We start from the raw sequence: 17,371 nt of genomic DNA, 5'->3' as shown, positions 1-17,371 counted from the left end.
GTGTCGGCGTCACGGTCGTGTGCGCCAGACGCTGTGACTGTCCGCCGAGGCGGGTGCCCGCGGCGATCTGTTCGGTATGGTCGCCGTCGTGCGAACGTCGCGGTGTTCGCGCACGCGTGCCCGCCGGTTCAGCTGGTCGACGGATTCGGTGGGTACGGTCCCGCTGTTTTGATCCGTGCCCTGGTCGGATGGCGCAGGTGCACCCGTCGAAGAGGGGTTCGTCCGTGGACAGACGTCGAATGCTGGCCTTGCTCGCCGCGGGCGGCGCGGTGGCGCTGACCGGGTGCGCGACCGCGGAGGGCGAGACGGCGGGATCGGCCGGCGAGATCCCCACTCCGCCCGCGCCCGCGCCCGCCCCCGCTCCGGCCCCGGTCGCGCCGCTGCTCCCGCCGCCGCCCGGCGGGCCGAAGTCGGTGATCGCGGCCGAGACGATCACCGCGCTGCCCGGTCCAGGCACCAGCATGGCGCTCACCGTCGACGACGGCGCCAGCCCCGAGGTCGTCGGCGCCTACGTGCGGTGGGCGAAGGACACCGGCGCCCGCTTCACCTTCTTCGTCACCGGGTACTACGAGTCGTGGACGATCCACCGCGACGCCCTGCGCCCCCTCGTCGATTCGGGCCAGATCCAGCTCGGCAACCACACCTGGGACCACCCCGCCCTCACCAAGCTCGGCGCGAGTGGCATCGCCGACCAGCTCGGCCGCACGAAAGCCTTCCTGCGCAACACCTTCGGCGTCGACGGCACCCCGTTCTACCGCCCACCCTTCGGCTACCACAACGCCACCGTCGACCGCGTCGCCGCCGACCTCGGCTACACCGTCCCGACCATGTGGGAAGGCTCCCTCTCCGACTCCGGCCTGATCACCGAGGAATACCTGATGGAATGCGCGCGAAAGTATTTCGCCGCCCAGAAGATCATCATCGGCCACGCCAACTTCCCCCCGGTCACCCACTGCTACGGCCAGCTGGTCGACATCATCCGCGACCGCAACCTCTCCCTCGTCACCCTGAACGACGTCCTCGAGGTCCGGGCCTGACCAGCCGACACCCGGGTTTGCCACGCAGGCAATAGCTTTGAGCTATGATCGCTACCGCTGCTCAAGGGGGGCCAGAAAATGGCGTAGCCCCGGCGATGTGACCGAGTCAGTGATCGTTCCGGGGCCTTCGCCAACAAGTGTAGGGGGGTATCGCCGCATGTCAAGCCCGTCCACGTCAGCATGGAGCGAGGACGCGATCGCCGATCTGCTGACACATCAGCGGTTGGCCTCGTATCTGCAGGCGGCGAACAGTCAGCTGACCGATGCCCTCGGCCTCTACGACTGGAACACCGATGCGGCAGGCTCCGCACTCTCGCTGATAGCGATGACCGAGGTCGTCTCCCGCAATGCGATCGACCAGGCTCTCCGCGACTGGTCGAGGCGGCGATATGGCAAGGACACCTGGTTCGACACTGTGCGGCTGGATACGCGCGGGCAAGCCGATCTTCAGGTTGCCCGCGCGAGAGCAGGCACGCGCACCTCCGGTGAGATTCACGGAAAGGTCATTGCCGAGCTCTCCTTCGGCTTCTGGCGCTATCTCACGGCATCCAGGTACTTGACCCTGTTGTGGACGCCCGCACTGCATCGCGCTTTTCCCTTCGGCCCACCCGGACATCACGACGCGGCGTCGGTGCGTGGAGCAACGGATGCAGCGATTGCTGTTCGTGCGCAATCGCGCGGCGCATCACGAACCGCTGCATCAGCGGAACATGGATGAGGTCGTTGCTGATGCCGTCGACCTGGCCGGTTGGATCTCGCCCGATGCCGCCGCGTGGATTCACGCGAGGGAGAGGCTGAGTCAGGTCTATCGGGGCAAACCAGTGGTGCCCCGGCCGCCCGTCAACTGAACAGACGGCGCCGCGCTGTAGGGCGTGAACCTCACAGCGCGGCGGTCGACTGATCCGTTACGGGACGATGTTTACCATCTTGCCCGGGACGACGATGACCTTGCGGGGAGCGGCGCCCTCGAGGAGGGCGACGATCTTCTCGTCGGCCAGGGCGGCGGCCTCGATGGTGGCGGGGTCGGCGTCGGCGGGGACCTGGATGCGGCTGCGGACCTTGCCCTTCACCTGGATCGGGTACTCCACCGAGTCGGCGACCAGCAGGGCGGGGTCGGCGGTGGGGAAGGGGCCGTGGGCCAGGGACGTGGTGTGGCCCAGGCGTTCCCACAGTTCCTCGGCGATGTGCGGGGCGAGCGGGGCCAGCATCAGCACCAGGGGTTCCACGGCGGCACGCGGGGCGCCGTCGGGGTAGTTCTTGGTGAGGTGGTTGGTCAGCTCGATCAGCTTGGCGCCCGCGGTGTTGTCGCGCAGCGCGGCCAGATCCTCGTCGACGCCGGCGATGGTGCGGTGCACCAGGCGCAGGGTCTCGTCGGAGGGCGCGGCGTCGGTGGCCTTCACCGCGCCGGTCTCCTCGTCGATCGCCAGGCGCCACACCCGCTGCAGGAACCGGTGCGCGCCGACGACGTCCTTGGTCGCCCACGGCCGCGAGGTGTCCAGCGGACCCATCGACATCTCGTAGAAGCGGAAGGTGTCGGCGCCGTACAGATCGCACATCTCGTCGGGCGAGATGGCGTTCTTCAGCGACTTGCCGATCTTGCCGTACTCCTGGTTGACCTCGATCTCGACGCCGTCGGCGCCGGTCCAGAAGAACTTGTCGTCGCGCTCGACCACCTCGGCGGCGGGCACATAGGCGCCACGCGCGTCGGTGTAGGCGTAGCCCTGCACGTAGCCCTGGTTGAACAGGCGCCGGTAGGGCTCGCTGCCGGTCACGTCACCCAGGTCGAACAGCACCTTCTGCCAGAAGCGCGCGTACAGCAGGTGCAGCACCGCGTGCTCCACGCCGCCCACGTACAGATCGACGCCGCCCGGATCGTTCGGGCCGTGCTCGGCGGTGCGCGGACCCAGCCAGTACTGCTCGTTCTCCGGGGCGCAGAACGCCTCGGTGTTGGTGGGGTCGGCGTAGCGCAGCTGGTACCAGGAGCTGCCCGCCCAGTTGGGCATGACGTTGGTGTCGCGGCGGTACTTCTTGGGACCGTCGCCCAGATCCAGTTCCACGGTGACCCAGTCGGTGGCCTTGGCCAGCGGCGGGGACGGCTCGGAATTCGCGTCGTCCGGGTCGAAGGTGACCGGCGCGAAGTCCTCCATCTCCGGAAGTTCCACGGGCAGCATGGATTCCGGCAGCGCGTGCGCGACACCCTGCTCGTCGTAGACGATCGGGAACGGCTCGCCCCAGTACCGCTGCCGCGCGAACAGCCAGTCGCGCAGCTTGTACTGGACCTTGCCGGTGCCGTGGCCGTCGGCCTCCAGGTGCCCGATCATCACGGCTTTGGCCTCGTCGACCGAAAGTCCGTTCAGGAAGTCGGAATTCACCAGTTCGCCGTCACCGGACCAGGCGCCCTCGGTGATGTCGCCGCCGGAGATCACCTCGACGATCGGCAGGCCGAGCGCGGTGGCGAAGTCCCAGTCGCGGCCGTCGTGGCCGGGCACGGCCATGATCGCGCCGGTGCCGTACCCGCTCAGCACGTAGTCGGCGATGAAGATCGGCACCTGCTTGCCGTTGGCCGGGTTGGTGGCATAGGAGCCCAGGAAGACGCCGGTCTTCTCCTTGTTCTCCTGCCGCTCCAGATCCGACTTGGCCGCGATCGACTCACGGTACGCCGCGACGGCTTGCGCGGGCGTGGCGGCGCCGCCGTTGGTCCAGCCCGGCTCGGTGCCGTCCGGCCAGACCGTCGCGGTCAGCTTGTCGACCAGCTCGTGCTCCGGTGCCAGCACCACGTAGGTGGCGCCGAACAGGGTGTCGGGACGGGTGGTGAACACCTCGAGCGTCTCGCCGTCGGCCTCGAAGCGCACCTGCGCGCCGCGCGAGCGGCCGATCCAGTTGCGCTGCATGGACTTCACGTTGTCCGGCCAGTCCAGCTCGTCCAGGTCGTCGACCAGGCGATCGGCGTAGGCGGTGATCCGCATCATCCACTGCCACATGCGCTTACGGAACACCGGGAAGTTCCCGCGCTCGCTGCGGCCGTCGGCGGTGACCTCTTCGTTGGACAGCACGGTGCCCAGACCCGGGCACCAGTTGACGATCGAATCCGACTGGTACACCAGGCGATACGAGTCCAGCAGCGCGCCGCGCTCGGCGCCGCTCATGCTGTTCCAGTCCCCCTCGGGGACGGCGCGCGCACCGGTCGCGAACTGCTCCTCCAGCTCGGCGATCGGGCGGGCCCGGCCTGCCTCCTGGTCGTACCAGGCGTTGTAGATGCGCAGGAAGATCCACTGCGTCCAGCGGTAGTACTCGGGATCGGTGGTGGCGAAGGAACGCCGCGAGTCGTGGCCGAGGCCCAGCCGGTCCAGCTGACGCTGCATCGTCGCGATGTTGGACTCGGTGGTCACCCGGGGATGCGCGCCGGTCGCCACGGCATACTGCTCGGCGGGCAGGCCGAACGCGTCGTAGCCCAGCGCGTGCAGCACGTTGCGCCCGCGCATGCGGTGGTAGCGGCCGAAGACATCGGTGGCGATGTAGCCCAGCGGGTGGCCGACGTGCAGGCCTGCGCCCGAGGGGAACGGGAACATGTCCTGGATGAACAGCTTGTCGGCCGGCGTGTCACCGGCGAGCGGCCCGACCGGGTTGGGCGCGTGGAAGGTGCCACGCTCGGCCCAGTTCTGCTGCCAGCGTCGTTCGATCCGCCCAGCCAGCTCGGCGTTGTACCGGTGCTGAGGTACGTCACTCTCGGTTGCACGAGTGTCCTGCACGGTCCTGCCTTCTTGTTCTCGCCGATCCCCGGTAAACATCGTCTAACAGGGTAGAACGTCGGTGCCAGCCGATTTCCACGGGCCGAGACCGGGCGGCGCGCCGCTACGCCGCTGTGTGGGCGGTCACCTTCGCGGGGAGCGCGCGATCGGGGCCCGGCGCGGGTGCGCTAGCCTGCAAGAATGGTCGTCGTCGCTTCCCTGCTGTTCGCGCTGGCCGCGGTCGCCATCGTGACCGGTGTGCTCGGACTGCTCGGCAAACTGCCCCGCAACCGCTTCCTCGGTGTCACCACCGAAGCCGCCCTGCACAGCGACGACAACTTCCGCATCGCCAATCGCATCGCCGCGCCCACCTCGGTCGGCGCGGGCGCGCTGCTGTTCGCCGGTGGTCTGGTGGCCCTGGTCGCTGGCGGTTTCGCCGGTCTCGGTGTCGCGGTCGCGGTGGCCGTGATCGCCGTCTTCACTCTCGGCGCCGGCGCCAATGCCGCGGCCCGCACGGTCGAGCCGCTCCTGCCGCCCGCCCCGGTCGGTGGCTGCGGTTCCTCGTGCGGCGGGTGCTCGCTGCGCGACACCTGCGCGCCCGCCAACTGAGCGGTTCCGTTCCTCCACAATTCGGTGGCCCACGGCCCGTTGCTTCGGTACAACGGAAGTAGGAACTGAGCCGGGGGGATTCATGAAGTATTTCGGTTCGGCGGCGCTGCTCGCGCTCGTCGGAATCATCGTGGCGAACCTGTGGCCCGTGGCCGGGATCGCCGTCCTCGTGGTCGCCATCGGCGTGGCCGTCGCAGGCGCGGTCCGGATCAGGCGCGAAGACAAGTTGGTCACGGCCAGGAAGTCCGATCGCCGCTGGTGGGCGTCCGGCGGCGCGGCCGCAGGCGGCGGCGGATACATCTACGGCGGCGACAGCGGCAGTGACGGTGGCGGCGGATGCGGTGGCGGTGGCTGCGGTGGCGGCTGCGGCGGCGGCAGCTGACCGTCGTTTGACCTGAACCACGCTCGGGTACCCCGAAAGCAGCCGGGTGGGGGCCGCGGGGGCGGAATCCGCCCCGACGGCCGTATCGACAGAGGGGGAAATATGTGGGCTATCGGGTTGGGGCTGTTCGTCACGGTGGTGGGGGTGATCTCGTTCGCGTTCGCGCCCATACTGGGGTTCGTACTGTTGTGCGTCGCCGTCGGGCTCTACGCCACGGGCTTCGCCCTGCTCTCCCAGAACTCGAACTCCGGGCGCACCGGTAGGCGGGGCGGGGGAGGTGGGTGGGGCGCGGGCTCCTCGGGCTCGACCTCCAGCTGGGGTTTCGGTGACGGCGGCGGTTCGAGCGGTGACGGTGGTGGCTCCAGCGGCTGCGGCGGCGGCAGCAGCAGTGGTGGGGGTGGCGGCTGCGGCGGTGGTGGCGGAGGCGGCGGCGGAGGCTGATCGCCTGAGGTAGGACTCGAACAGGGGTGTGACATGAAACTGTTCAGTGGATCCGGCGACCTGATCATGGCCTTCGCGGCGGCGGTGCTCCTGGCCGTCATCGGCGCGACGGTGATCGACAAATCGGCCATGGCGGCCATACCCCTGTTCGTGATCGCGGCGCTGGTCACGGCCGACGCCTTCCGCGATCTCTCCCGCGCGAACCGCCTGCCCTGGCGTTCGTCCGCGCCCGCCACGTCCCGTCAGCCCGGCTGACAGACCGGGGCGACCGGTGCCAGCCGGTCGAAAGGGGTTGTTAAGGGCGCGGGAATACCTTCGGCCGTGAGAGTCGAACCGGCTGGGGAGGTTTCATGGATATCGCCGAAGTGATCGGCACGATCGTCGCCTTCTTCATCGCGGGCGTCGGGGTGGTGATCGTGACCCTGGTCCCGGTCATGATCATCGTCGCGATCGTCCGGGCCACCGATACCCCGGCGGCCCGGACCAGGCGGGCGCATCGCGCGGCCGAGGTACAGCGGGCCAGGGCGCAGATGCGGCACCGCCGCGGGTCGAGTTCGAACAGCTGGTCCTACGCCGACAGTGGCTTCAGCAGTGGATACAGCGGTGGCTGGTTCGGCGGTGACAGCGGCTCGTCGAGCAGCTGCGACAGCGGCAGCTCGAGCAGCAGCAGCTGCGGCGGTGGGAGTTCGAGCAGCTGTGGTGGAGGCAGCAGCTGCTGATCAGGGCGCCGAGACCTGACGCGACAGCGGACTTCCCGCCGGGTTCAGGTAGAGGACCAGGATGCGCACCTCGGTGGCACCGAGATTGCGGGCGACGTGCGCGTTCGCCGGTCCACTCGGTTCACGGAAGACGTGGCCTCGCGGATACACCGCGGGGCCGCGTCGCACGTATGGATGGTCGAGCACACCCCGGGTGACCAGCACGAACAGCGTGCCGTCGTGATAGTGCCACCCACTGCTGCCGCCGGGCGCGATGCGCGTCCGGCGGACCACGATGTCGCGCCGGCCCAGCCGCACGCGCAGCAGCGTCCGGCTGGCGGTGCCGACCGCGGGCGCCGGGTTCGGCTGGAACGAGCTGGTTCGCCACCAGGTCATCCCGCCATCGAACCACGTCCCCTCAGCCGCGTAGACCGGCGAGGGCCGTGTGCACGGCGAGCCCGGCGGTCGGGTCACCGACGGTGATGCGGGCGCTGCCGTCGGGATAGGGCTTGGCCTTGATCCCCGCCCGCCGCAGGGCAGTGGCCACGCCAGGACCTGGGAGGTAGAGGAAGTTGGCCTGGCTGACGGGAGCGTCGATCCAGCAGGCGCGCAGCGACATGCGCAGTTCCTCGCGCTCCCGCCGGATATGGCCCACCCTGGCGCGGAGTTCGTCGTCGGCCGCGTAGCAGGCCCGGACGGCCGCGGCCGCCGCAGCGGGTGTTCCGAAGGGCAGCTGCTGCCCGCGCACCCTGGCGATCAGCTCACCGCGTCCCACGCAATACCCGATACGCAACCCCGCCAGCCCGTACGCCTTCGAAAAGGTGCGCAGCACGAGCAGATTCGCGTGCCGACGCAGCAGTCCGTCGACATCGAGGCGATCGGCCGGGTCGAGGAACTCGGCGTAGGCCTCGTCGAGCAGCACCGGCACCCGCCGCGGAATCGCGGCGAGGAAGCCGCGCACCGCCGCCGCGTCGAGCACCGTTCCGGTCGGGTTGTGCGGACGGCACAGCACGACCAGCGCGGTCCGCCGGTGCACCGCGCGGCGGAGGGCGGCCAGGTCCTGCTGGCCCGCGGGGTCGAGCGGCACCGACACCAGCGGCATTCCCGCCATCTCCGCCATGATCGGATATCCGTCGAACGTCGGTGTGCTGCTGACGATCTCGCCGCCGGCAAGCGCACGCAGGATCTGCATCGCGACGCCGGTGGCCCCGGCGCCGACCACCACCTCGTCGGCGAGCACGCCGAGCCGCTCGGCGATGAGCCGTGGCAGCCGCTCCGGCAGGAATTCCGGATACCTGTTCGCCGAGGCGAGCGTGTCCCGTACGGCCGCGACCACGGAAGGCAAAGGCGGAAAGGGGTTCTCGCTGAGGGACAGGTCGAACAGGGCGGCCGTGCCGTGGAACCGCCGGGAGGGGACCGACGGTTCCGCCAACCGCACGGTCATCGCGCCGCGCCCCAGCGCACGGCGGCGGCGCCGGCGAAATCACCCGCGTGCGCGAACGCCGACAGCAGCACCACCGACCCGTTGCGCAGCCGCCCGGCCCGGTTCTCCACATCCAGGGTGACGGGAATGCCCGCGGCGAACAGGTTTCCGCACCGGTCGAAGGTGTCGGGATGCCGTTCGGCGGGCAGTTCGAGCGCGTCGTGCCAGTTGCGCAGGAACAGCCGGTTGGGCTGGTTGGTGACGAAGGTGTCGATGTCGCGCCCCTTCACCCCGATGTGGTCGCACACCGCCAGCGCCACCTCGGGCACGAGGCGGTTGCCGCGCGCGAACACCTTGGTGATCTTCGATTCGGTGAAGCTCACGCAGCCCTGGCCCTCGCCCGGTTCCCAGTACTTGCGCGGACCGTTGGTGGAGAAGTCCATGTCACCGGCGAATTCGGGGTAGGTGCGGCATTCGATGTCGAGGATCGGCGCCGAGTCGTCCCTGCGCAGCAGGCCGATTCCGCAACCGTCGCCGGGCACCGGCGCCTGCGCGAGCTTGCGGATCTCGGGCTGGGTGAACACCGGGCCCGCGCAGTTCTGGGCGGCGACGATCAGCGCCGTGCGGGCGTCGCTGGTGGCCATGATCATCCGCGCCAGCGACATCATGTGCACGAACGCCGCGCAGCCGCCGTTGTGCACGTCGAGCACGTGCGCGGGCTTCGCGCCGAGCCTGCGCGCCAGCTCCGGCCCGGCGCCGAGCACCGGATTGTCGGGGAGCTGGGTGTGGGTGATGATGATGTCGATCTCGCCGGCGAGGCCGTCGCCGTGCCGTTCCCGCAGCGGCGCGAACGCGCGTTCGGCCATGTCGACGGCCGTTTCGTCGCGGGAGATGTGATGACGGCCGGTGGGGGACCGGAACATCACGTTCTTGGCCATCCGGTCGGAACGGGAGAACTGGGTGAAGTACTCGGTCGGGACGGGATCGCCGGGCAGGTAGCTCGCGACATCGATGAGGCTGACGGTCGGCATGTTCATCGCATCCACTCCGGCTTGATCGGCAGCCCGTTCGCCGCGCGGTATTCACAGATGGCCTTGAGGTTGTCCAGCTCGAGCTGGTGTCCGGCGGAGAACATCTCCCAGAAGTCGCCCACCCACACCGGCCGCTTGGGCGGCGCGGTCTCCGGATACCCGTTCTCGTCGTAGAAGGGGTGCTTGCAGTTCACCCACAGCACCACCGAGCCGGGCTTGTCGAACACCAGCTTCGCGTCGACCACACGCATCAGGTAGATCATCCACAGGTGCTCGGACTGGTCCCAGGCGCAGTGATAGTCCACGGTCATGGCGTCGGCGTTGGCGACGGTTCTGGTGTAGCACTTGGTCGTATCGCCGAGCCGGTCGTAGGACAGCCACAGCCCCGGCTCCTCGGTCTCGGTGAATCCGCGCAGGCTGTAGGTCCACTCCTCGAGCGAGCGGGTGTCGGCGAGGTACTCGAAGACCTCGCGCGGCGGCGCGGCGATGTAGGTCTGCACCGGGCAGTAGTCGCCGTAGATCTGATCGTGCGGGTACACCGACCGCAGCATGTCCATGATGATCGGTGTCGTGGCCTCCCTGTCGGAGTTCTCGATCCGCAGGACGCCGGGAATCACCTCGTCGGGGATGTCGCTGAGGGCGGGCAGGGCACTGGTTGTCACGGTGTACTCCTCGAGGCGTCGATGGTCGACAGAAAGGGCAGGAACGGCGGGATCTCGTCGGGGTCGCACAGGATTTCGAGAAACGCCGGGCCGGTGGCGGCGACGCTGTCGCGCAGGGCTTCGGCGAGTTCGGCGGGTTCGGCGACGGTGCGCGAGGGCAGGCCGGGGAACATGGCGGCGATGCCGGGGCCGAGCCGCGCGGTGCGGAACCTGTTGAAGCTGTATCGGTCTCGGTAGTAGAGCTGTTCTCTGGTGACGCACATGGCGTGCGCGTTGTTGTTGAACACCACGAAGGTGACGGGCAGGTCGTGTTCGACCGCGGTGTGCAGCTCCATCCCGTGCATGTAGAACGAACCGTCGCCGGCGATCACGATCGTGCGATGCGGACCGTCGGCGGCGTGCCTGCGGGCGAACGCGGACCCGATGCCCGCGCCGAAGGCGTATCCCATGCCGCCCATCCCGAGGGCGACGACGAATCGTCCGCCCTCGGGCACCCGTAGGTAATGCACCACGGCCGCTCCGGTGTTACCCGCGTCGGCGAAAATATCCGCGCCGCTGGGAAGTTCGCGTTGAATGGCCTCGACGACCGCGCGGTACCGCAGGCCGGGACCGTCGGCCGGCGGCACCGGCATCGGCGTGAGGTGGGCCGCCGCCTCGCCGCGGGCCGGGGCGGTGTCGATCCGCGTGAGCAGGTCGGCGATGGACGCGGCGAGGTCGGGCCCGTCGACGTGGCGGGCCGCGGGATACGGCGGCAGCACCCCGATACTGAGCACCGGCAGCTCGGTGAGCAGCGCGTCGAGGCCGGCGCGGGCGGTGACCGGCAGCCGGGTGCCGACCAGCAGGCAGGCGCTGGCCGAGCGCAGCGCCTCGATCAGTTCGGCATGGCCCATGCTGCCCGCGACACCGCAGTAGCCGGGCCCGGTGTTCGGGTACACGTCCTTGGCGTCGGGTGCGAGGCCGATCGAGGCGTCGAGCGCGGCGACGAGTTCGGCCAGTTCGGCGCGGGCGTCGTCGCGCGCGACCTGGTCACCGGCGATGATCACGATCTTGCCGGTGCGCCGGGCGGCGGTGAGCTCGTCGCCGAGCGCACCGGTCGACGGAGGTCTGTCGGTGGTGCGGGCCGAGGCTGTCCGCGGGACAAGATCGGCCGGCATGGATCGCTGCTGAACGTCTTTGGGCAGCAGCAGAACGGCCGGTCCGCCTTCCTTCGCGGCGGCCACGGCGGCCGCGAACCGCTCCGGCAGCTCGGCGGGGTCCTCGACCCGCGCGCAGTACCGGCTGACGGTCGCGAACAGCGCTGTCGCGTCGATGGATTCGGCGAGCCCGCTCGAATCCTGAAACGCGCCATGTCCTTCCAGGCCGGTCGGCGGCTGCCCGATCAACGCGAGGACGGGTACCCGTGAGGTGTACGACTCGGCGAGCCCGGCCACCAGGTTCATCGCCCCGCCGCCGGAGGTGGCGACGACGACGCCCACCCCACCGGTGCTGCGGGCGTATCCGTCGGCCATGGTGGCCGCGGAGAACTCGTGTTTGGCGACGATGCCCACCGGCCCGTTCGCGTCGAAGATCGCGTCGTAGACGTCTTCGATATTGGCGCCGTCGACCCCGAAGAGATGGGTGATCCCCAGCTCGGCGATCATGTCCACCAGATAGTCGACCACTCGGCCCGGCATCGGCCCTCCTCCTGACACGTCCGCCGTGTCCAGCGGACACCGACGGACGGATCGTCCGTACACGAGTGATACGGGGACGCGCCGAGGACGGTTCACCGGTCCGGTGAAGATCCCCTCTTGCTTGTACGTATACATCTACGTATAGTGAGTTCATGCCGAACAAGACGATCTACGTTTCCGACGACGACCTGTCGCTGTTCCAGCGCGCACAGGAACTCGTCGGCGGGAATCTGTCCGGCGCGGTCGTCACCGCGCTGCGTCGCTTCATCGACCTGGAGGAAGGCCGCCAGGCGGGGTTCGACGAGATCGTCCTGCAGGTGGGGCGCGACGGTGTGCGGCAGGTGCGCTTCCAGGGCTCCCTGCTGGGCGAGTGGCGCGATGTCGGCGACGAGCGCGTTCTCGACCAGAAGGTCTACCGCAGCCGCAAGGGCAAGCTCGTGCTGCATACGCACACGGCGCTGTGGAAGGACTACCCGACCGGCGAGGCCGCCGGTGACATGAAGGACTGGAAGTACTGGCGCCGGATGTTCGGCATCGGCGACCGGCCCTGGGACTGGGGCGACTACGAGTACGAGATCCTCGACGACGTCGCGGCACTGAAGGGCCGCGTCCCGGACAAGCTGTACCGCAAGGTCGAAGACATCTACTCGCATCCGCAGATCGAGGAGCTCGACATCTAGCTCCTCACGCGACAACCACACACCGACAACCGAGCACCGCGGCCCCGGAGGGGCCGTGTGGGTAACTCATGCACTTATTCGCAGCTATGAATGCAATTCTCTGGAAAGGGACGACCATGGTCAACTCGGCCATCACCGCACGCGGCCTGCGCAAGGCCTACGGCGAACACACGGTCCTCGACGGCATCGACCTCACCGTCGCCGAGGGCACGATCTTCTCCCTCCTCGGCCCCAACGGCGCGGGCAAGACCACCACCGTGCAGATCCTCACCACGCTGATCGGCGCCGATGGCGGGGAGATCACCGTCGGCGGGCACGATGTGGTGACCGCCCGGGACGGGGTGCGCGAGCTGATCGGCGTCACCGGGCAGTTCGCCGCCGTCGACGAACTGCTGACCGGCCGCGAGAACCTGCACCTGATGGGCGATCTCAACCATCTGCCCCGGCGCGAGACCAGCCGCCTGGCAGCCGAACTGCTCGACCGCTTCGACCTGATCGAGGCGGCCGACAAGCCCGCGAGCACCTACTCCGGCGGCATGACCCGACGGCTCGACCTGGCCATGACCCTGGTCGGCGACCCGCGGGTGATCTTCCTCGACGAGCCGACCACCGGCCTCGACCCGCGCAGCCGCCGCGCCATCTGGGACATCATCCGCACCCTGGTCGACGACCGCGGCGTCACCGTCTTCCTCACCACCCAGTACCTCGAGGAGGCCGACCAGCTGGCCGACCGCATCGCGGTGCTCGACCACGGCAGCATCGTCGCCGAGGGCACCGCCGCCGAGCTCAAGCGCCTGATCCCCGGCGGGCACATCCGCATCGACTTCGCCGATCAGCAGGCCATGGCCGCCGCGCAGTACGCATTCGGCTCGGCCGCGCGCGTACTCGACGGCGGCGACGGGCTCACCCTCGCCGTGCCGAGCGACGGCGGCGTGCGCTCGCTGCGCGCGGTGCTCGACCTGCTCGATGCCGAGCACATCGAAGCCGGCGGCATCTCCGTGCACACCCCGAACCTCGACGACGTCTTCCTCACCCTCACCGGCCGCGCCACCACCGAGCAGGAGTCCCTGGCATGAGCACTCTGACCGCTTCCAATCACGCGCTCGCGGACACGATGACGATGTTGCGGCGCAACATCATCCACGCCAAGCGCTACCCCAGCATGGTGTTCGGCATCCTCATCATGCCGACCGTTCTGCTGCTGGTGTTCAACTTCGTTTTCGGTGGGGCACTGGAGAAGTCCTCCGGCGGCGAGTACATCGATTATCTGGCGCCGGGCATGCTGCTGTTGCTGCCCGCGTACATGACGGTCTCGGTGGCGGTCTCCATCGCCACCGACAAGAGCAAGGGCATCGTGAATCGCTTTCGGGTGATGGCGATCTCGCAGTCCTCGATGCTCACCGGGCACGTCATCGGCACGCTCATCCAGGCGCTCGGCGGCATGGCCGTGATGACCGGTGTCGCGCTGCTGATCGGCTTCCGGCCGAGTGCCAACGTGGTCGAGTGGGTGGCCGCGCTCGGCCTGCTCATGCTGGTGACCTTCGCCTTCGCCTGGCTGGCCATCGCGCTCGGCCTGCTCTCGCCGAACCCCGAAAGTGCCAGCAACGCACCGTTTCCGATCGTGATGATGCCGTTCCTCGGCAGCGGCCTCGTCGCCACCGACACCATGCCGATCGGCCTGCGCCAGTTCGCCGAGTACCAGCCCTTCACCCCCATCACCGAGACGCTGCGCGGGCTGCTGATGGGCACCGAGATCGGCGTCAACGGCTGGGTCTCGCTGGCCTGGTGCGCGGTGATCGCGGGCGGCGGCTACCTGTGGTCCAAGTCCATCTTCCGCAAGCAAGCCGACTGATCACCCGGCACAGCGATCCGGTCACCCCGCGCGGGGTGACCGGATCGTCGGCGTTCAGACCTGCGCGACCAGGACGGTGCGCCCGGAATCCACCGACGTGATCTCGACCGCGTCGATCGATTCCGGTGCGGCATCGATCGTGCGGTCGACGGTGAGTTCGGTGCCCGGCCCTGCGGGCCACTGGTCCAACGGCATTCGCTGCCCGTCCACGGTGACGACGAGGCCGTAGTCGTACGCGGCGCCGTAGCCGTAGTCGACGCCGCCGTAGCGGCAGGTCATCACCAGGCGGGTGCGGTCGCCGTCGCGGACCAGTTTCACCTCGGCGGTGATGGGGGTCTGCTCGACCGCGCGCATCTGCTGCTGGGCGACAACCTGTTCGGCGGGGGAATCGGACCTGGCGACCGTCATCGTCACCGGCACGGCGATCGCCACCGTCGCCGCGACCGCGGCCACCGCGCTGCCGATGCCGAGCCAGCGGGTGCGCCGCCTGCGTTTCGCGGCCGCCGCGGCCAGGGACGGAAGCAGATCGGGGGGCGGCCCTTGCTCCGTGGATTCGATCATCGACAGCGCCGTGTCGCGGTCGACCAGCGCGAGCATGCCGGGCAGCCCGGCCAGCTCCGCGACGGCGTTCTGGCAGTGCGGGCAGTCGCGCAGATGGGCTTCGAATTCGCGGCGCTCGGCGGCGCCGAGGGAACCGAGCACGTAGGCGGCGTCCCAGGTGCTGTACTCGTCGGCGAGATCGGTCATCTGTTGGTCACCCCCATCTCCTGTAAGGCCAGGCGCATCGCGCGCATGCCGTAGTGCAGCCGGGATTTCACGGTGCCCGGCGGAATGCCGAGCTCGTCGGCGATCTGCTGCATGCCGAGCCCGCGATAGTAGGCGCGCACGATCACCTCGCGGTGATCCGGGCTCAGCGTGCTGAGCGCGTCGGCGACCAGCCAGCCGTCCAGCGCCCGGTCGGACTGATCGGGACTCACCTGCTCCGGTGGCGTGTCGGTGCCGAACTCGCGGCGGTGGCGGGCGCTGCGGTGTTCGTCGACGGCGAGGTTACGCGCCACGGTGAACAGCCATGCGCGCGGCGAGGTCTCGGTCTGTTCCAGTACCGCGGGCCGCTGCCAGGCCCGCAGCAGCGTCTCCTGGACGATGTCCTCGGCCCGGCCCGGATCGTGGGTGATGCCGAGGGTGAAACGCCACAGGGCGGGCGCGTGCTCGGCGTAGAGTGCGCGCATCAGTTCGTCGCGACCGTCGTCCATCGGCGGCCGTGCTCACTGCTCGTCGATATTCATGGGTGTCACTCCTGCCTGTTCGAAGGAGTAACGGGGTCAGTTGCGCTCGAGTTCAATCGGATGCGTGGCGAGGAGGGCCAGCGGCAGCGGCTGACGGCGCAGCACGGCCGCCCACAGATCGTGCTGGTCGGTGGCGAGCGGGTCCGAGGGCAGCGCCGAGACCACGACCCAGTCGTCGTTGTCGAGTTCGCCGTCGAGCTGACCCATCGACCAGCCCGCGTACCCGGCGAAGATCCGGATGCCCTCCACGAGCGGCCCGATCTCGGCCGGATCGGCGTCCAGGTCGACGAGCACCACCCGGCCGTCGACCCGCCGCAGCCCGCGGACGCCGGAGATGTCGGCCCCGGTGCGCAGCGTGCCGAGGCACAGCGCGGCGTCGCGTTTGACCGGTCCGCCGATGTACAGGTCGGTCGGCGCGGCGGCCAGCGCGCTCCACGCGGGCAGCACATCGTGCACCGGCGTCTCGCTCGGCCGGTTCAGGACCACGCCGAGACTGCCCGCGTCGTTGTGCTCGATGACGTACACCACGGTTCGCCGGAAGGTCGGTTCCACCAGGTCGATCGCCGACACCAGCAGGTTGCCGGCGCGCACGCCCACCGCGGGTTGCCCGCGCCGCCGGTCATCGCCGTGCCCGTCGCGAGTCCGGCGCTCGTCCGGGTCGTCTCCGCGTGGTGCCACCGAGCCATCATCGCACTGGACAGGCGTCGCGCGCTCCCCGGCGAGGGCTCGGAACCGGAAAATTTCTCCTCCGACCGGCCGCGGGCGCGCCCGGTAGGGTCGCGGCATGCACTCGCCCGAGGTTCTGCTCGAAGACAGCGACGCCGTGTACGACTACTACCTGCGACATCAGCAGAATCGCTGGAAGGCGCTGGCGTCCTATGCCGTGCTGGCCCGCCGTTTCCGGCCGCGCGTGAGCTTCGCCGAGGGTGCGAAACAGCAGTTGAAGGCCCTGCTCCGCAGCGGCCGCCCGGTGATCTACGCCATCAACCACCTCTCCACCAGCGACCCGTACACCGTCGCGGCGACGGCATGGCGCTCCCCGCTGCGCACGAAGATCGGGCGGGTGCGGGTGCTGGCCAAGGACGAACTGTTCCTCGACGTGGAGCAGCGCCGCAAGGTCGACATGATGGGCGGGATCCCGGTCTTCCGCGGCAAGGACCACGGCATTCGAGCGGTCAACGCCGCCGGTCAGCGCATGATGGACGTGTGCGCGCAGCGGCTGGCCGCCGGTGACCACCTGGCGATCTTCCCCGAGGGCACCTGCAACGACGCCGATCCGACGAAGGTGCAGGCCGTCGGCAGCGGCATCGGGCACATCGCCTTCCGCGCGGCCAAGCTGGACGCGCCGCCCGCGCTGGTGGCGCTGGCGATGAGCTACGGCCCGCACCTGGAACCCACCGCCGAGCAGGTGCGCTCGGCGCTCTTCCACTTCCGCGCGCCGGTGCTCGAGCTGCCGCAGCGGCCCGGCGACATCGCCCGCCTCGTCAAGGAGGAACTACAGCTCGCCGTCGACGCCGCCGTCGCCGGCTACTGAGGCAATCCGAACAGGGCCCTGGCCCGTTGCGGCACCAGTGCGATGTAATCGGGGTGGGTCGTGATGAAGTGCAGGACCACCGGACACAGCGGCAGCACCTCGAATCCTTCGCCGCGGCTGGCGTCCAAGGCATGCTTGACCAGCACGTTCGCCAGGCCCTTGCCCTCGAATCGGGGAAAGACCTCGGTGTGCACGAGGGCGCGTTCGGCCCCGGTGTCCTGATACTCGATGTAACCGGCGGGCACCCCGTCGGCCGTGAGTTCGAACCGCTCGAGCGCGGCATTTTTCCGGACCTCGGTCGCCATGCGTCGAAACTACTGGAAGGGGACAATGTC

21 protein-coding genes are annotated in these 17,371 nt (G+C 69.3%); 11 read left to right on the top strand and 10 right to left on the bottom strand.

Translation table 11 applies throughout. The features are described from left to right. The first annotated feature begins 239 nt into the window (after positions 1–239). Both DFR69_RS13015 and DFR69_RS13010 read left to right on the top strand, forming a co-directional pair. Positions 240–1,037, top strand: coding sequence for a polysaccharide deacetylase family protein (locus tag DFR69_RS13015; protein WP_110037780.1), 798 nt, complete (start codon positions 240–242; stop codon positions 1,035–1,037). Between the two features lie 157 nt (positions 1,038–1,194). Further along, positions 1,195–1,755, top strand: a complete 561-nt coding sequence (locus tag DFR69_RS13010; RefSeq protein ID WP_244198232.1) for a hypothetical protein — start codon at positions 1,195–1,197, stop codon at positions 1,753–1,755. 187 nt (positions 1,756–1,942) lie between these two features. Here DFR69_RS13010 and leuS read toward each other — a convergent pair whose 3' ends face one another. After that, positions 1,943–4,825 carry a leucine--tRNA ligase gene (gene leuS, locus DFR69_RS13005; RefSeq protein ID WP_444980191.1) on the bottom strand — a complete coding sequence of 961 codons (2,883 nt, stop codon included), beginning with the start codon at positions 4,823–4,825 and terminating at the stop codon, positions 1,943–1,945. Positions 4,826–4,966: 141 nt separating this feature from the next. On the opposite strand from leuS, the gene DFR69_RS13000 reads away from it, so the two are divergent. From DFR69_RS13000 to DFR69_RS34820, 5 genes are all read left to right on the top strand, one after another. After that, the gene (locus tag DFR69_RS13000; RefSeq protein WP_110037778.1) at positions 4,967–5,374 is read left to right on the top strand and encodes an SdpI family protein; all 408 of its coding nucleotides are present in this window, start codon (positions 4,967–4,969) and stop codon (positions 5,372–5,374) included. Between the two features lie 82 nt (positions 5,375–5,456). Beyond that, positions 5,457–5,756 (top strand): hypothetical protein, encoded by a 300-nt coding sequence (locus tag DFR69_RS35545; RefSeq protein WP_146229276.1) that lies wholly within the window; start codon positions 5,457–5,459, stop codon positions 5,754–5,756. Positions 5,757–5,858: 102 nt separating this feature from the next. Then, positions 5,859–6,197, top strand: a complete 339-nt coding sequence (locus tag DFR69_RS34825; protein WP_186817496.1) for a hypothetical protein — start codon at positions 5,859–5,861, stop codon at positions 6,195–6,197. Between the two features lie 33 nt (positions 6,198–6,230). Further along, positions 6,231–6,452: a hypothetical protein gene (locus DFR69_RS12985; RefSeq protein WP_110037777.1), complete on the top strand. Its 222-nt coding sequence runs from the start codon at positions 6,231–6,233 to the stop codon at positions 6,450–6,452. Between the two features lie 95 nt (positions 6,453–6,547). Beyond that, complete coding sequence (locus DFR69_RS34820; protein WP_110037776.1) at positions 6,548–6,916, top strand: hypothetical protein; 369 nt, start codon at positions 6,548–6,550, stop codon at positions 6,914–6,916. On the opposite strand, the gene DFR69_RS12975 is transcribed toward DFR69_RS34820, so the two are convergent. The 5 genes from DFR69_RS12975 to DFR69_RS12955 are packed head-to-tail and all read right to left on the bottom strand — an operon-like array spanning position 6,917 to position 11,684. After that, entirely contained in the window at positions 6,917–7,291 is a 375-nt protein-coding gene (locus DFR69_RS12975; protein ID WP_110037775.1) for a cupin domain-containing protein, read from the bottom strand. It lies immediately after the preceding gene. A 22-nt stretch (positions 7,292–7,313) separates the two neighbouring features. Then, positions 7,314–8,339, bottom strand: coding sequence for a pyridoxal phosphate-dependent aminotransferase (locus DFR69_RS12970; protein ID WP_167456256.1), 1,026 nt, complete (start codon positions 8,337–8,339; stop codon positions 7,314–7,316). Continuing rightward, the gene (locus DFR69_RS12965) at positions 8,336–9,349 is read right to left on the bottom strand and encodes a 3-oxoacyl-ACP synthase III family protein (RefSeq protein WP_110037773.1); all 1,014 of its coding nucleotides are present in this window, start codon (positions 9,347–9,349) and stop codon (positions 8,336–8,338) included. Before DFR69_RS12965 ends, DFR69_RS12970 begins: the two co-directional genes overlap by 4 nt. Positions 9,350–9,351: 2 nt before the next feature. Further along, on the bottom strand, positions 9,352–10,011 hold the full coding sequence (locus DFR69_RS12960) for an SRPBCC family protein (RefSeq protein ID WP_110037772.1): 660 nt from the start codon (positions 10,009–10,011) through the stop codon (positions 9,352–9,354). Then, a complete protein-coding gene (locus tag DFR69_RS12955; protein ID WP_110037771.1) occupies positions 10,008–11,684 on the bottom strand; it encodes a thiamine pyrophosphate-binding protein in 1,677 nt (558 codons plus the stop codon). The genes DFR69_RS12960 and DFR69_RS12955 overlap by 4 nt, the downstream gene beginning before the upstream one ends. Before the next feature lie 152 nt (positions 11,685–11,836). Between DFR69_RS12955 and DFR69_RS12950 the strand changes: the two genes are divergently transcribed. The 3 genes from DFR69_RS12950 to DFR69_RS12940 all read left to right on the top strand — a co-directional run bounded on the left by DFR69_RS12950 (position 11,837) and on the right by DFR69_RS12940 (position 14,216). Continuing rightward, positions 11,837–12,364, top strand: coding sequence for an EXLDI protein (locus tag DFR69_RS12950; protein ID WP_110037770.1), 528 nt, complete (start codon positions 11,837–11,839; stop codon positions 12,362–12,364). A 116-nt stretch (positions 12,365–12,480) separates the two neighbouring features. Continuing rightward, positions 12,481–13,440 (top strand): ATP-binding cassette domain-containing protein, encoded by a 960-nt coding sequence (locus DFR69_RS12945; protein ID WP_110037769.1) that lies wholly within the window; start codon positions 12,481–12,483, stop codon positions 13,438–13,440. Then, on the top strand, positions 13,437–14,216 hold the full coding sequence (locus tag DFR69_RS12940; RefSeq protein ID WP_110037768.1) for an ABC transporter permease: 780 nt from the start codon (positions 13,437–13,439) through the stop codon (positions 14,214–14,216). Before DFR69_RS12945 ends, DFR69_RS12940 begins: the two co-directional genes overlap by 4 nt. A gap of 54 nt (positions 14,217–14,270) precedes the next feature. Here the strand turns inward: DFR69_RS12940 and DFR69_RS12935 are convergent, their stop codons facing one another. The 3 genes from DFR69_RS12935 to DFR69_RS12925 form a co-directional block, all read right to left on the bottom strand. Continuing rightward, entirely contained in the window at positions 14,271–14,963 is a 693-nt protein-coding gene (locus tag DFR69_RS12935) for a zf-HC2 domain-containing protein (protein WP_110037767.1), read from the bottom strand. Continuing rightward, positions 14,960–15,469 (bottom strand): sigma-70 family RNA polymerase sigma factor, encoded by a 510-nt coding sequence (locus DFR69_RS12930; RefSeq protein ID WP_110037766.1) that lies wholly within the window; start codon positions 15,467–15,469, stop codon positions 14,960–14,962. Before DFR69_RS12930 ends, DFR69_RS12935 begins: the two co-directional genes overlap by 4 nt. 69 nt (positions 15,470–15,538) lie before the next feature. Beyond that, positions 15,539–16,180 carry a YqgE/AlgH family protein gene (locus DFR69_RS12925; RefSeq protein WP_110037765.1) on the bottom strand — a complete coding sequence of 214 codons (642 nt, stop codon included), beginning with the start codon at positions 16,178–16,180 and terminating at the stop codon, positions 15,539–15,541. Positions 16,181–16,286: 106 nt separating this feature from the next. On the opposite strand from DFR69_RS12925, the gene DFR69_RS12920 reads away from it, so the two are divergent. Continuing rightward, complete coding sequence (locus DFR69_RS12920) at positions 16,287–17,036, top strand: lysophospholipid acyltransferase family protein (RefSeq protein WP_110037764.1); 750 nt, start codon at positions 16,287–16,289, stop codon at positions 17,034–17,036. Here DFR69_RS12920 and DFR69_RS12915 read toward each other — a convergent pair. Further along, positions 17,030–17,341, bottom strand: coding sequence for a GNAT family N-acetyltransferase (locus DFR69_RS12915; protein ID WP_110037763.1), 312 nt, complete (start codon positions 17,339–17,341; stop codon positions 17,030–17,032). The genes DFR69_RS12920 and DFR69_RS12915 overlap by 7 nt on opposite strands. Positions 17,342–17,371 lie beyond the last annotated feature (30 nt).

The sequence above is a fragment of the Nocardia neocaledoniensis genome (assembly GCF_003182135.1).
Lineage (GTDB): Bacteria > Actinomycetota > Actinomycetes > Mycobacteriales > Mycobacteriaceae > Nocardia > Nocardia neocaledoniensis.
The sequence above is the reverse complement of the archived record's forward strand: the minus strand, read 5'-3'. Positions and strand labels throughout refer to the sequence as shown.